Origin of the sequence: Schlesneria sp. (assembly GCF_036405755.1) — a bacterium.
Classification (GTDB): Bacteria; Planctomycetota; Planctomycetia; order Planctomycetales; family Planctomycetaceae; genus Schlesneria; species Schlesneria sphaerica.
In genome coordinates, this window is sequence record NZ_DASWWZ010000244.1 from 1 (window position 1) to 13,869 (window position 13,869).

Annotated in this window: 10 protein-coding genes; 7 read left to right on the forward strand and 3 right to left on the reverse strand. The window is 58.1% G+C overall.

From position 1 onward, the window contains the following. From VGE80_RS08645 to VGE80_RS08655, 3 genes are all read right to left on the reverse strand, one after another. On the reverse strand, positions 1–527 hold a 527-nt coding region (locus tag VGE80_RS08645; RefSeq protein ID WP_440592370.1), incomplete at its 3' end, for a hypothetical protein. 110 nt (positions 528–637) lie between these two features. Further along, complete coding sequence (locus VGE80_RS08650; protein WP_440592371.1) at positions 638–2,647, reverse strand: M28 family peptidase; 2,010 nt, start codon at positions 2,645–2,647, stop codon at positions 638–640. Between the two features lie 317 nt (positions 2,648–2,964). Next, positions 2,965–3,588, reverse strand: a complete 624-nt coding sequence (locus tag VGE80_RS08655; protein WP_373652750.1) for a TetR/AcrR family transcriptional regulator — start codon at positions 3,586–3,588, stop codon at positions 2,965–2,967. A 113-nt stretch (positions 3,589–3,701) separates the two neighbouring features. Here VGE80_RS08655 and VGE80_RS08660 point away from each other — a divergent pair, with 113 nt between their 5' ends. The 7 genes from VGE80_RS08660 to VGE80_RS08690 all read left to right on the forward strand — a co-directional run. After that, on the forward strand, positions 3,702–6,458 hold the full coding sequence (locus tag VGE80_RS08660) for a PSD1 and planctomycete cytochrome C domain-containing protein (RefSeq protein ID WP_440592372.1): 2,757 nt from the start codon (positions 3,702–3,704) through the stop codon (positions 6,456–6,458). A 114-nt stretch (positions 6,459–6,572) separates the two neighbouring features. Next, positions 6,573–7,964, forward strand: a complete 1,392-nt coding sequence (locus VGE80_RS08665; protein WP_440592373.1) for a DUF1501 domain-containing protein — start codon at positions 6,573–6,575, stop codon at positions 7,962–7,964. Positions 7,965–8,122: 158 nt separating this feature from the next. Then, positions 8,123–8,794, forward strand: coding sequence for a hypothetical protein (locus VGE80_RS08670; protein WP_440592374.1), 672 nt, complete (start codon positions 8,123–8,125; stop codon positions 8,792–8,794). 190 nt (positions 8,795–8,984) lie between these two features. Beyond that, positions 8,985–10,277, forward strand: coding sequence for a glutamate-1-semialdehyde 2,1-aminomutase (hemL, locus tag VGE80_RS08675; protein WP_440592375.1), 1,293 nt, complete (start codon positions 8,985–8,987; stop codon positions 10,275–10,277). An 18-nt stretch (positions 10,278–10,295) separates the two neighbouring features. Further along, positions 10,296–12,032 carry a gamma-glutamyltransferase gene (ggt, locus tag VGE80_RS08680; RefSeq protein WP_440592376.1) on the forward strand — a complete coding sequence of 579 codons (1,737 nt, stop codon included), beginning with the start codon at positions 10,296–10,298 and terminating at the stop codon, positions 12,030–12,032. Between the two features lie 306 nt (positions 12,033–12,338). Further along, positions 12,339–13,118, forward strand: a complete 780-nt coding sequence (locus VGE80_RS08685; protein ID WP_440592377.1) for a class I SAM-dependent methyltransferase — start codon at positions 12,339–12,341, stop codon at positions 13,116–13,118. Positions 13,119–13,208: 90 nt separating this feature from the next. Beyond that, positions 13,209–13,869, forward strand: a 661-nt coding sequence (locus VGE80_RS08690) for an ABC transporter permease (protein WP_440592378.1), incomplete at its 3' end; no start/stop codon positions are given.

Below are 13,869 nucleotides of genomic sequence, written 5' to 3' on the forward strand. Positions count from 1 at the left end.
ACGCACGCAAGCTGGGTTCCATTCTTCGTGCACAGAATTCGCTGGGGATAACCTTCCGGGGTGAATCCGTACTCGAGCACCTCTTCAAAGCCGGGTGGGAGCGTAAAACCCGCCTTACGCTCAACCGCCGTGCCTCCCGACAGCGACTGACTGGCGGTCGCGTTAACGACGAACTGGGTCGAGTCATACAGTTGGTCAGCAGACGTCACTTCGAACTTGTTGGTGGGAGAGACCGGCGGGTTAGCATCCACTTCAACCAGTTGCCCCGGACCGCTGACGACAAACAGAAAACGGGGATCCACGTTCGCGACAAGCGATGACGTTTTGGCCCCCGATGGCTTGGATTGTGGCTTCGGCTGCGACTGAGAGGTTCCGGAACCCGTCCCCGCAGGAGACGGCGGCGGCACCGGCCTTGTACTGGCGACCGACGTGACTGGAGCCTCCGTCGGTGTTTTTGAGCAACCCACCAGCGGGAGACACAAGGCGAGCAAAGTGCCGACAATTCGACGTCGAGGCAGACTTCGCATGGTGTGGTTCCAGTCCAGATAACTTACTCAGGACGAAGTGATCAAAGTTGAGTACAGCACGAGCAAGCGTGGGCGATTCACCCGCGCCACCTCACCGTCAATGTTGCACGTTATCTCGGCGGATCAAGCGTCACTTTAAAAGTCTGCTCTTGCTTGTCACGGATGACCGTGAAGTCGACGACATCCCCCGGTGCAAATTTTCTCAGTGCCGCGTCGAAATCGTCAAGGTTGCTGACCGGGTGCGGACCGAGCTTCACGATTCGGTCACCTCCTTTCAAGCCACCCTTTTGTGCTGGCCCCCCCGCCGCCACACCGCTGATCGCATATCCCGGTTCCTCGTTGCCAAACTCGGGAATGGTTCCGACGTAAGGACGACTGCCCCCTCGACCGGGGGTACTGTTCCCCTGAACTTCGACATACGCGGGACGTTCAGATTGACTCAATGTTGCATCGATCATGGCTTCCATCAGATTGGCAACTCGGGACACCCCTTCGATATTAATCTTCTCCCAATCGTCTGTCGGCTTGTGGTAGTCCGCGTGCTCACCCGTAAAGAAATGCAGCACCGGAATCTTCTTGGCATAGAACGAGGCATGATCACTGGGACCAATCCCTTCCGGCTTGAAGATCAGCTTGAACCCCGCGTCGCCGTTGAACTGCTTCAGTTCGGGCTCCCAGCGGGGACTTGTTCCTGTACCGTAAACAATCAGTTTGTCATCTTTCAGCCGGCCGACCATGTCCATATTCAGCATGGCGATGGTCGTGTCCAGCGGAAACACGGGCTCTTTGCAGTAACGGGCTGAACCAAGCAGTCCCAGTTCTTCACCGGTGAATGCGATGAAGACCAGGCGGCGTGTGGGCTTGGCGATCTTGGCCTTCTCCCCGAAACGGCGTGCCAGTTCCAGCAGCGTGACTGTTCCGGAAGCGTTGTCATCTGCCCCGTTGTGAATCTCGGTAGAACCGGGAGCCAGCGAGTTCTGACCACCCCGTCCGACGTGATCGTAATGAGCACCGATCACGATAGTCTCATCGGCCAGGGGGCCTTCTCCATCAATCACCCCGATGACGTTGGAGACGTCGGCGCGCACCTTTTCGACATTGAGTTCCCCCTGAGCTCGCCAACCCGTAACAGCCATGGACTTCGGTTTGTGAGTCGAATCGATCTCTGCTTCCAGCTTGGATAAATCCGTCTTGAGCGACGCCAGAATCTGATCACACGTCTTGATTGAGATATGAAAGGCGGGCGGGAACGCCTTGTTTTCCCCGCTCCCTGCATACCCAAACTTCATCAGCGGGTCGTCATCACTTTTTTCGGCAGCGGCCCGAATCGACTTCGCCTGATTGGTCGCTTCGGCCAACTGGTTCCGGGCTTCGTTGAACTTTTCGACGTCGTTGGCGTCGGCAGATAAAAACGCTTCCGCCGCAAGCGAGACCTTTTCATGGGCGCTGTAGAGATTTTCACGACGCGTTTCTGCTGCTTTCCGGCCCGAGTAGGGGTCGTTCACGAACAACACCGCAGCCGCTTTTTGGGCAGCCGCATTTGTCATTTTTGTTCGCAAATCCGCATGTCGGGAAATCCCATGTGTGCTGGCAAAGGGACTGGAGGGATCGCTCTGACGTGGATTCCGTCGCATGACGATGATCACCTTTCCTTCGACATCAATCCCTTCAAAATCGTTGTAGCCTTCATCGCTGGCATCAATTCCATACCCACAGAACACGATGTCGCCATCGAACTTCCCACTTCCCCCGAATGAACAGCCTTCGACATCGTCACCGATTTTTAATTCAATCGTCGTTCCTTCTGGTCCCACCAGTCGCAGCGAGTTCGTGCCGACAAGCTTTGAACCTGTCGCGATGTCAAATTTCTGGAAGGCATCCCCGTCCACTCGATCGACTGCTAACCCCGCTTTGGCAAATTCGGTCTTGATGAATTGAGCGGCGATATTGAGACCACTAGTCCCGACACCGCGCCCCTCCAGATCATCTGAAGCGAGGAACTTGATATCGTTGAGTAGTCGTACCTGCGACTCAACAACCGCGTCGCCGAAAAGTGGATAAGCGGCAAACGCCAGCACCAATGCAAATCCACTGATGACCATAGCTGGGAAGCGGAACATGTTGAACCTCAGAGGGAATCGAGTGACAACCGTCAGCCATTGTAGACCGCATGTTGGGTGAATTACAGGGTTCCGTCCACCCGCTGCCGATCGGCATCATGACGCTTGAACAAGAAGCGGGGGGTTACAGGGGCAACCTGCTACGTACCGCAGCCGTCGCGACAGCTCACTTCTAATTCGAGAAGTTGAGAGGAAATGTTCGAGTCGATGCCCCGTGCCAGGGCTCGTTCTCGGGAAGGGGAGTGTCCCATGAAGTCCCTCTACAGGCCACCAGCCGCAGATTCTTCACCATCGAAACCGCGACGACACCGCGAATTTCAGTTGGCATCCACTCGCAGCGACTTCCAGGCAGCGAGTGCCAACGGTTCGATTGCGGATCGCAGATTACTGCTCACACGGCCCATCAGCCAGGCGCGCGCAAGGTGAGCAGCAGGGCCAATTATCTGTGAGAAATACAATTCCAGCGGCAGCTTGACTAACTCACCACGCTCCGCGAACGGTCTCAGGCGCAGGGCAATTTTTTGCGCGAAGTTATCGCTCAGTTCCCGATGCTTGGCGTTGATATCCCCCTGAACATCGGCCAGCCCTAATCGCGCCAGATAGAGTGATAAGGCCGGTGCATTGATGACAATTTTGAGATGTGTCGAAATCAACGCGTGGATAACGCTTCGCAGCGATGTTTTTCGTTCAATCGAGCGTAGCATATCCCGCTCATAGCTCTGCATCCCTTCGAGAAACAGCGTCATGGCGATGTCATCTTTCCCTTCGAAAAGATGATAGACACTTCCCGTACTTGCGCCAGACGCGGCGCAGATTTGCGGCATTGTCGTGCCGGGGATCCCTTGCCGCAAAAAGAGCTCCAGAGAAGCGTCCAGAATCTCTCGTCGGCGCTGATCTGTCGCCTCGCGCCGACGACCGGGAGTGGTCGAGCGTGTTGACATGGGAATACTCATAAGATTAGAACCGTATTCTAAAGTTTTCAGGAATGGCCATGGCCCCGCCAGCGCATTCGCGCATAAACAACCCCTTATGATTCATCAACCAGGGTGAAAAGATGATGCGACGAGATGGGCTTTTGATTGCCATCCTGATGGGAGCGTTATTTCCGTCACATATACTCCTGACGGGGTCCGAGGCACAAGAAACTCCGGCCTCGCAGGGCTTCAATTCAAACGACTCAGATACGTTCGACGTCGAACGGACCATTGCGCCACTCCTTCAGGCTCGCTGCCTGGAATGTCATGGCCGCAGGCAGCACGAAGGGGGGGTGCGGCTCGACTCGCGCGAAGCCATTCTTCGTGGCGGCGACAACCATCAGATCGTGATCGCCGGGAATGCCGATGAAAGCCGCTTGTTTCAGCTCGTGACCGGCACTGCCCCGGATCACGTGGTTATGCCTCCTGAAGGTCCCCGCCTGCGACCTGAGCAGATCGAAGGGCTTCGACGCTGGATCAACGAGGGCCTGCCCTGGCCCGACAGTCTCAGACTGGACCGCTCTCCTGCTGAGATTGCGAGTTCACACTGGTCTTTCAGACGCGTTGCCCGCCCACAGGTTCCGGTGATTCATGCGGATCCATCTCACAAGCGGCTGGCGGATCAGGACGTTGCACCGGGACCGATTGACGGATTCGTTCTCGCGCGGCTTGAGTCAGAAGGATTGACACCAGCGCCTCTGGCGAACCGCCGGACATTGATTCGCCGTCTGACATTCGACCTCATCGGACTCCCTCCGACTCTGGCCGAAGTCGACGAGTTCGTCGCCGATCTCTCTCCCGATGCCGTGGAACGTCTGGTCGATCGTCTGATCGCCTCCCCTCATTACGGCGAACGCTGGGCACGACCCTGGCTCGACCTGTGCCACTACGGCGACACTGATGGATACCTGACCGACCAGAAACGCCCCGTTGCCTGGCGATATCGTCAATGGCTGATCGATGCTCTCAATAGCGACCTGCCCCTGGCGGATTTCACGATGCAGCAGATCGCTGGTGATCTCATCCCCGGTGCCACCGAGCAGCAACTCATGGGAACGGGCTTCCTGCGAAATACGCTCAGCAATCGGGAAGGGGGGGCCGATCTGGAGGAATACCGGGTCGAGCAGATTGTCGACCGGACAACGATGGTCGGCGCCGCATGGCTCGGCTTAACCGTGGGATGTGCGCGTTGCCACGACCACAAATTCGATCCGTTGTCACAGAGCGAGTTCTACGGACTTTACGCCTTCTTCAACAATGCCGACGAAGTCAACATCGCGGCACCGCTACCTCACGAAAAAGATCACTACGCCCGGGAAAAGCCGGAGTACGACAAGCGACGAGCGGAACTTCTTGCTCCTCAACTCGAGGCGATCCTGGAACTCCAGGACCGCTGGGAAAAGAAAATGCTGCACGCAGCAGCAAACCCCGGCCAGGATTATTTGTGGTTCCGTCAGTGGGAAATACTGGGGCTCGTCTGGGGTGGGGAACTCGGCGAGGGGCAGCTCGAAGGGTGTCAGATCGTCCTGATTCCCATGGCCAATCGCACCCATGATCAACGCGATCGACTGCTCGACTATTTTCTCCGGTGGGGAGAATTAACCGACCCCGCACGCTTCAAGGAACTGAAGCTACCGGAACTGCAAAACCAACTCCTCGAACTGGCAAAGCAGGCACCGGTTGCGACCCGTGCACCGGTCATGCAGGAAGCGATAACACCGCGTCAGGCCTATCTGCACGTACGTGGTGATTTTCGAGTGGCTGGCGATGCTGTGAAAACGGCCATTCCTGAATGGCTGATGTTAACAAATCTGACATCACAGAACTCCCTCGCTGCTGTGGGACCAGCAGCATCCGAATCAGGACCGGAGACGACATCCTTGGTCGCCAATACGACGAATGTCGCCGCGACCGGGGAATCGCCTTCACGTCTTGACCTGGCCAACTGGCTGACTTCGAAAGACAACGCCCTGACGAGCCGCGTCTTCGTCAATCGAGCCTGGCAGGAATTCTTCGGTCGAGGACTGGTCGAGACGGCGGATAATTTTGGTCTCAACGGCGATCGGCCCAGTCATCCCGAACTACTCGACTGGCTCGCAGATGAACTCCATCGAACGGGGGGGAGCCTGAAGACGCTGCACCGACGAATCGTCATATCGCGGACCTACTGCCAGTCCTCGCATGTCCGGCCAGATCTCATCGTTCGCGACCCACAGAATCGACTGCTCGCGCGCCAGGTACCGCTGAGGCTTTCGGCCGAGCAGGTGAGAGACGCTTCACTTGCTGTCAGCGGACTGCTTGCCGACCAGATTGGGGGACCAAGCGTCTTTCCACCTCAACCCGAGTCGGTGTCGATGGAGGGTTTTGATCAAACCTGGAAAGCCAGTGAAGGTGCGGACCGAAACCGCAGAGGCCTCTACACCTGGCTGCAACGGCTTTCCCCCTATGCCCAGGGAGTCACGTTCGACGCTCCGACGAACTCACGCGTCTGTGTCCGCCGCGAACGATCGAATACCCCGCTGCAGGCCCTCACCCTGCTCAACGATCCCATCTTCTGGGAGGCCGCGGAGTCACTTGCCGAACGAATCACGCGCGAAGGACCTGACGATTTCGATGGCCGGCTGACGTACGGCTTTCAGCTCGTCCTGGGACGCCGTCCCGACCCATTCGAACAACAACGGCTGACAGACCACTTCCGAGAATTAACTTCCCTGCCGCTCGAGCAGGTCGCCGCACCGCAGGGCTCGTCCGCTTCTCAGGACAGCTCCTCCCTCAGCGCCTGGACAAGTATCGCGAGCATCCTGCTGAATCTGCATGAGTTCATCACCCGTGAATAGCGGAAAGAGGTTACCACGATGTCCCCGACGACCTCCTCGAAGCCTGCTCTACCCGGAATACCATCCATCAACCGGCGTTCTTTTCTTACAAGCTCGGCGTATGGCGTCGGAGGCATGGCACTCGCCAGTCTTCTCTCACAAGACGGTTACGCGAGCGGAGTGGGGGATCTGACCACGCCTGGTTCCCAAGCGCCGAGCCCGTCCCGGCAACCCCACTTCACTCCGCGCGCGAAGAATGTCATCTTTCTCTTCATGGGGGGCGGACCGAGCCAACTGGATCTGTTTGACCCTAAGCCCGAAATGCAACGCTTGCACGGGCAACCGGTCCCTGAATCCTTCCTTCAGTCACTCGCCGATTCCGTGATCAAGGGTGGCGCAAGCGTCATGGCAAGCCCCCGCAAGTTCACGCGGTACGGCGAGTCGGGGATGGAGTTCTCTGACTTCCTGCCGCACCTGGGGACCTGTGCTGACGACCTCTGCATGGTCCGTTCGATGTTCACCACAACATCCAATCACGATCCCGGTCAGATGCTGTTCCAGTGTGGCACCACCCAGTTCGGCCACCCCTGCATGGGTTCCTGGGTGACATGGGGTCTTGGCAGCGAATCGCAGAACCTGCCCGGGTTCGTCGTACTATTGTCAAACTCGGGGAAGGGACTCGACTCGGGTTCCGCGGCCTGGAGCAGCGGATTTCTGCCGTCGAATTACCGGGGAGTCACCTTTCGCGGACAGGGGTCACCTATCCTGCATCTCGACAGCCCCCCAGGTGTCGACTCAAGGCTCCAGCGGTCGAGACTGGATGCGCTGCGCGATCTGAATTCCCGTCGTTCGGCTGTCACCGGTGATCCCGAGATTGAATCTCGTATCGCCGCGTATGAACTGGCCTATCGCATGCAGATCGCCGCCCCGGAACTGGTCGATCTTTCCAGTGAGACCGCGTCCACACTGGACGCGTACGGCCTGAATCAGGAAACCACGCGAGGGTTCGGCACAAATTGCCTGCTGGCTCGCCGCATGGTCGAGCGAGGGGTCCGCTTCGTCCAGCTCTATCACACAACCTGGGACGACCATAGCGAGCTGAACAAAAACCTCTCCATCAATACTCGAATGACCGATCAGCCCGCTGCCGCACTCATCAAGGACCTGAAACAACGAGGATTACTGGAGGATACGTTAGTCATCTGGGCAGGAGAATTTGGCCGGACGCCGATGTATGAAGTCCGGCGCGGTCCCGGGACAGACCCCGAACGGGCCGGTCGGGATCATCATCCCTTTGGCTTCACCGTTCTGCTGTCCGGTGGCGGGATTCGGAGCGGTCAGATTGTCGGCAGTACAGATGAGCTCGGCTATCACGCGGCCGAAGACCCGATTCATGTTCATGATCTCCAGGCCACGATCCTGCACTGCCTGGGACTAGACCATAGCCGACTGACATTCCGACATCAGGGGCGGGATTTCCGTCTGACCGACGTGGCCGGCCACGTTCAGCAGAAACTTCTGGCGTAGCTGTGCCGTCGCCCCAGTCACTTCGCCAGTGACTTGCAAGGCCGCTTCCACGGGGGTCTGCTTGATTTCGAGGGCCGGTTGTTCCAGAATCGTCGGACATCCAGTGCAACTGGCGAGCGACTAGACGAAACCCCAAACGACAATGGAGCGATGGTCTAATGTCGATTGAACGAGCTGAAAAGCTGAAAGAACTTTTGACAGACAAGTTCGTCGTTGTGGATGCAAGTGTTCCGGAGCTGCGACGGTTCGAAAACTGGACCGGCAAAGTACGCACCGTGAACATGAACTGTCGGGCTCTCGTCGAATTCGATGGACCAGTGGACATCGGCTGGTATGACATCGATCCCGACTACTTGAAAGTCGTTGACGCTCCCGTCAAGAAAGCCCCCCCCGCAGCGAAGGCGGCACCGGCAGCCAAGCCCGCCGCAGCCGCAGGAGCTCCCTCCGCGGCACCCAAACCTGTCGCCGCTGGCAAAAGCCCTCTCGACGCGATCCGAGCTCAGCAAAGCGCCAAGGCTGCTGCCGCATCTTCGGCTACCCCGACTGCCGCAACTGGGAAACCGTCTCCGCTGGACATGATCCGAAAGCAGCAGGCTGCAAAAGCGGCTGCGGCGGCCGCTGCTCCAGCCGAATCGGTCGCCACACCGGCACCGACTGCCGCAGCCCCAGAGGCTGCTGTCGCAGAACCAGTGCCTGCCGAACCAGTCGTCACAGAAGCAGCTCCTGCTCCTGCAGCCCCCGCCGCCGTTCCGACAACGGGTCCCGATGGTCGTCCGCTCTCAAAACTTGAGATCATCCGGATGCAGCAGGCCGCGAAAAAAGGGGGATGACCGTTCTCCCACCGGGGACGGCTCCAGGAAAATCCTCACACCCCGTCCGAGGCTCACGCCGAGCTTTCGCATCGGGTTGCTGCGCCGCTATAACGGCGTCAGGCCCGTTTCCTCCATGGTTTTTGTCGTGTGGCCTCATCCAGACGAACAAAGGCCTGCTTCCTCACGTTTTCCGCCATAGACAGAACACATGACCTTCACACAGCAGAAGAGCCAGCAACACTTTAACCGTGCCCAGAAATCGATCCCCGGTGGGGTGAACAGTCCCGCTCGCGCTTTCGGTGGAGTTGGCGGAACCCCGGTCGTGATGGACCGTGCCGAGGGAGCCTACCTGTTTGATATCGATGGCAACCGGTACGTTGATTACATCGGTTCATGGGGGCCGCACATCCTGGGACACCGTCACCCGGCCGTCATCGCCGCGATCCACAAAGCGCTCGAAAAGGGGACCAGCTTTGGTGCTCCGTGCGAACTGGAAACAGAACTGGCGGAACTGGTCATTGAGGCTGTTCCATCGATTGAACGAGTGCGAATGGTGAATTCCGGGACCGAAGCCACGATGAGCGCCATTCGCGTCGCCCGGGGATTCACCGGCCAGAATGTCCTCATCAAATTCGCCGGTTGCTACCACGGACATGTCGACAGCCTGCTCGTCAAAGCGGGCAGCGGAGCACTCACACTCGGGACACCCTCCAGCCCGGGGGTCCCCGCCGGCTGCACTGCTGACACGATCGTGCTCGAATACAACGATCCACAGCAGCTCGAGTCCGCCTTCGCAGCGCGCGGATCAGAAATTGCCGCCGTCATTCTGGAACCCGTCGTGGGAAATATGGGGGTGGTTATCCCGACGACCGAGTTCCTTCAGGCACTGCAGAGCCTGTGTCAAAAGCACGGTTCGCTGCTGATCTTCGACGAGGTCATGACCGGCTTCCGCGTAAATTACGGGGGTGCACAGAGCCTGTGGGGAATCCGGCCCGACCTGACCACACTCGGAAAGATCATCGGTGGCGGTCTTCCTGTCGGGGCCTACGGTGGCCGAGCTGACGTGATGAACTCCGTTTCACCCGTCGGGCCGGTCTATCAGGCAGGGACACTGTCGGGGAACCCTGTGGCCATGGCCAGTGGGATCGCAACGCTCACCCAGCTCAAAACCAACAACCCTTATCCGAAGCTGGATCAATTGACGTCGACACTCGTCGCAGGGCTGGCCAAGCGTGCGACCGCTGCCGGGATTCCTCATACGATTCCGCGCGTCGGCAGCATGTTCACGTTCTACTTCAATCCTGCTGCGGTGACGAATCTGCAAGTTGCTTCACAGAGCGATACAAAGGCGTACTCACGGTACTTCCACGCCATGCTTGAACGGGGCATCTACCTGGCATGCAGCCAGTTCGAAGCGAATTTTGTTTCCGCCGCACATTCCGAAGCCGACATTCAGGCCACACTGGACGCTGCCGAGCAGGCATTCGGACTGGTGAGCTAAACCCGGGAAGGTCCAACCTTGCGACAGTTCATCATGCACCCCGCTCGTTCGATCCCTTCCGTCTTTTCGGTCGGGATAGTGTTGTGGACGATCGCTGCCGTGATCGCTGGACGGGCGAGTTGGGCAGATGAACTGAAGGAAGGCAAAGACAGCCAGTCCCGTCTCGGTATTGTCGTTTCTGTTTCCGAACCGGCCTCCGTGATCGGTCGCGAAGTTCTCGATGCCGGGGGAAACGCTGTCGATGCAGCGGTGGCAACTGCTTTTGCACTGGCGGTCACGTGGCCTGAAGCGGGGAACATCGGCGGGGGAGGCTTCATGCTGATCCATTCCCCCGGTCAAGCTCAGCCGATCATGATCGACTATCGCGAGAAAGCCCCCGCTCTCGCGACAGTCGATATGTTCGCGAATGGTCGGACGTCCCCCCATTTACTTGTCGGAGTCCCAGGAACGGTGCGGGGATTACAACTCGCTCACAACCGATTCGGCCGGCTTGCCTGGGAGCAATTGGTGCTGCCCGCCGCGCGGCTGGCAGCAGAAGGCTTCGAAATCAACGACGAACTGGCCAAGTCACTGAACGAGGTCATCGAAACGTCCCGCAACAACGCCGAGTTGCTTCGCGTGCTGGGCAAGGACAACGGACGACAAGTCTGGAGGGCAGGGGACAGACTCATCCAGAATGATCTGGCAGCGACGTTGACGTCCATCGCGACAGAGGGTGCAGATGCCTTCTACACCGGACCGCTGGTGGACTCGCTGGAAGCGGAAATGGAGCGCGGGGGTGGACTCATTCGCCGATCCGATCTCGCTGCTTACGAACCCGAGGTGCGAGTTCCCGTGCATGGCACCTTCCGCGGCTACGAGATCTTCGCGGCTGCCCCACCCAGTTCCGGGGGTATCGCCCTGATCCAGATGCTCAATATGGTCGAAACGTTTAACCTGCGTCAGGAAGGCCGCTGGTCACCACTGACTCTGCATCTGATGATCGAAAGTATGCGGCGAGCCTATCTTGACCGCGCAAAGTTTCTCGGCGACCCTGACTTTGTCGACATACCGCAGCACCTGACGTCCCGGCGGTACGCTGCCGAACTGGCACAGACCATCTCGCCCACGACAGCCACCTCCTCCGCTGAACTCGGTGCCGATATTCTGACGCCGGATGAAGGACCGAACACGACCCACTTCAGCGTGATCGACCGCGATGGGATGGCCGTCTCCAACACGTACACCCTGGAAAACAGCTTTGGCTCGCGGATTGTGGTTCAGGGGGCCGGATATCTGTTGAACGACGAAATGGGTGACTTCAATCCCCGCCCGGGTGTGACAGACTCCAGGGGATTAATCGGAACAAAGCCCAATCTCGTAGCGCCGGGCAAACGGATGCTCAGTTCGATGACTCCCGTGATTGTCACTCGTAATCAGCGAGCAGTGCTGGTGACCGGCAGTCCTGGCGGTCGCACCATCATCAACACCGTCTTCTGTGTCGTGCTGAATCTGCTCGAATTTGAGATGCCGATCCGCGATGCCGTCGATGCCCCCCGCCTGCATCATGCGTGGATGCCGGATACAGTGACTCTCGAAACGGGACTCCATCGCGACCACCCCGACGCCGTGGCCGGCTTGCGAGAGATGGGCCATCAGATTGTCCCTCGCGGTTCCCGCCAGGGAGACGCCCACTCCATCTACATCTCCGAAAGCGACGGAATGCGATGGGGTGCCGCTGATCAACGTCGTCGCGGCTGGGCCTCGGGCCAGTAGTTTTCTCATCCAGTCTGGCTGATGACGTGGAAGCAAATACTCGCGGACGAAGGCCGTTCGGCAGTGGCTGATCATTGCCCGCGAGCCCCTTCTGCCAGAGAGGTCTGGACACTCCCGATCGCAGGTCAGCGCCAGGGATCGAGCATTCTTGCGAGCCTTCTTCTGAAATTTCGAACGTGGGAAATGGCATCGTTCGTTCTTACAGTGCCATTGCGTTACACTCCCGCTTCAACTGCGGAACTCACTCACGAGTTCGTAACCTTCGTTCGTTGATAAACCTCTCCCTATTGGAGCCCGACACCGCTCATGGAAACGATCGCCGGTCATCTGTACGACTACCCAAAGTACTACGACTTGATCTTTGGCTCAGATTGGGCAGCAGAATACAAGTTTCTGAAACAATGCTTCGCCAAGTATGCCAGGCGCCCGGTGAAACGACTGTTCGAACCGGCATGCGGGACAGGCCGGCTGGTCGTTCAGTTCGCGAAAGAGGGCTACGAAATTTCGGGCAATGACCTGAATGAAAAGGCCATCGCTTACTGCAACGCGCGGTTGAAACGGGCTGGCTATCCCGAGTCGACCTTCGTCGGAGATATGGCGGACTTCAAACTGAAGAAAAAAGTCGATGCCGCCTTCAACATGATCAACACCTTTCGGCATCTCCCGACGGAAGAGGCGGCCCAAGCCCATTTTCACTGCGTGGCCGATGCACTGAATAAAGGAGGGCTGTATATCCTGGGGCTGCATTTGACCCCGAAGACTCCCGCCAAGTGCACTTCCGAGTCCTGGTCGTCGTCACGCGGGAATCTGTCCGTTGTCTCGAATCTCTGGACAATCGAGACCAATCTCAAAAAACGTCAGGAACGAATCGGCGTGACCTACGACGTCTATACTCCGACAAAGCAGTTCCGCATCACTGACGAAACAATCTTTCGCACCTACACTGCTGAGCAGATGTTTTCGTTGTTCGAATCGGAACCGCGGCTGCGGGTGCTGGAAATGTTCGACTTCCGCTATGACCTGGACTGGCCGATCGACATTACGAACGACACCGAAGACATCGTCTATGTTATGCAGCGAGTGTGAAACAGGTCGGATTGGTACGTTCTGTGCAACAGAGCCTTGCCGACAGGTACGATCCGCCGCCATGTTACTTGATGGAAAGTGCCCTGCTCGATGTTCCTGTTTGCATTTCGAAATCTGATCAGCCGTCCTGTTCGCTCGCTCTTGGCACTGCTCGGCCTGACCGTGGCCATCGCCGGGATGGTCGGGCTGTTTTCCATCGCCACCGGCATCGACGACCTTGTCGGAAAAACCTTCAGCCGTATTCCCGGCCTGGCGGCGATGCAGCCAGGAGCGCCCATCCCATTATTCTCACGGTTGCCGATCGGCTGGGTTGCCGAGATCGCCGAAGTGAAGGGGGTTCGCAAAGCCCGTCCGGAAGTCTGGGCTCGTGCCCAGCTTGTCGAAGGGAAACCCACGTTCAGTCCCCCTCGGTTCCTGTTCGGCACCGACATCAAAACGACTTTGGAGTTGAAAGAGGCCATCTACCGCGACGACATCGTCGCGGGACGATTCCTGACGACAGAGGACATCGGCACGTTTAACTGCGTGATCAGTCGCCCCATCGCTGAAGCATTTAAGAAGACAATCGGCGACCGTCTGCACGTGGATGGCTATGACCTGACCGTAGTCGGTATCTATCAGTGTGGATCCCTACTGCTTGATATTGCGATTGTCCTTGACGGAAACTCCGTCAGAAAGATCGGCAAGTTTGACGACTCGCTGGTCTCTTCAGTTTATATCGAGCCGGACGACAGCGTATCCAAGGAACAGT

Bases quoted from the DNA above. Each gene is read 5' to 3' on its own strand.
- hemL (WP_440592375.1), top strand. From the start codon at position 8,985: ATGACCTTCACACAGCAGAAGAGCCAGCAACACTTTAACCGTGCCCAG.
- VGE80_RS08665 (WP_440592373.1), top strand. From the start codon at position 6,573: ATGGCACTCGCCAGTCTTCTCTCACAAGACGGTTACGCGAGCGGAGTG.
- VGE80_RS08650 (WP_440592371.1), bottom strand. From the start codon at position 2,647: ATGTTCCGCTTCCCAGCTATGGTCATCAGTGGATTTGCATTGGTGCTG.
- VGE80_RS08660 (WP_440592372.1), top strand. From the start codon at position 3,702: ATGATGCGACGAGATGGGCTTTTGATTGCCATCCTGATGGGAGCGTTA.
- VGE80_RS08655 (WP_373652750.1), bottom strand. From the start codon at position 3,588: ATGTCAACACGCTCGACCACTCCCGGTCGTCGGCGCGAGGCGACAGAT.
- VGE80_RS08685 (WP_440592377.1), top strand. From the start codon at position 12,339: ATGGAAACGATCGCCGGTCATCTGTACGACTACCCAAAGTACTACGAC.
- VGE80_RS08670 (WP_440592374.1), top strand. From the start codon at position 8,123: ATGTCGATTGAACGAGCTGAAAAGCTGAAAGAACTTTTGACAGACAAG.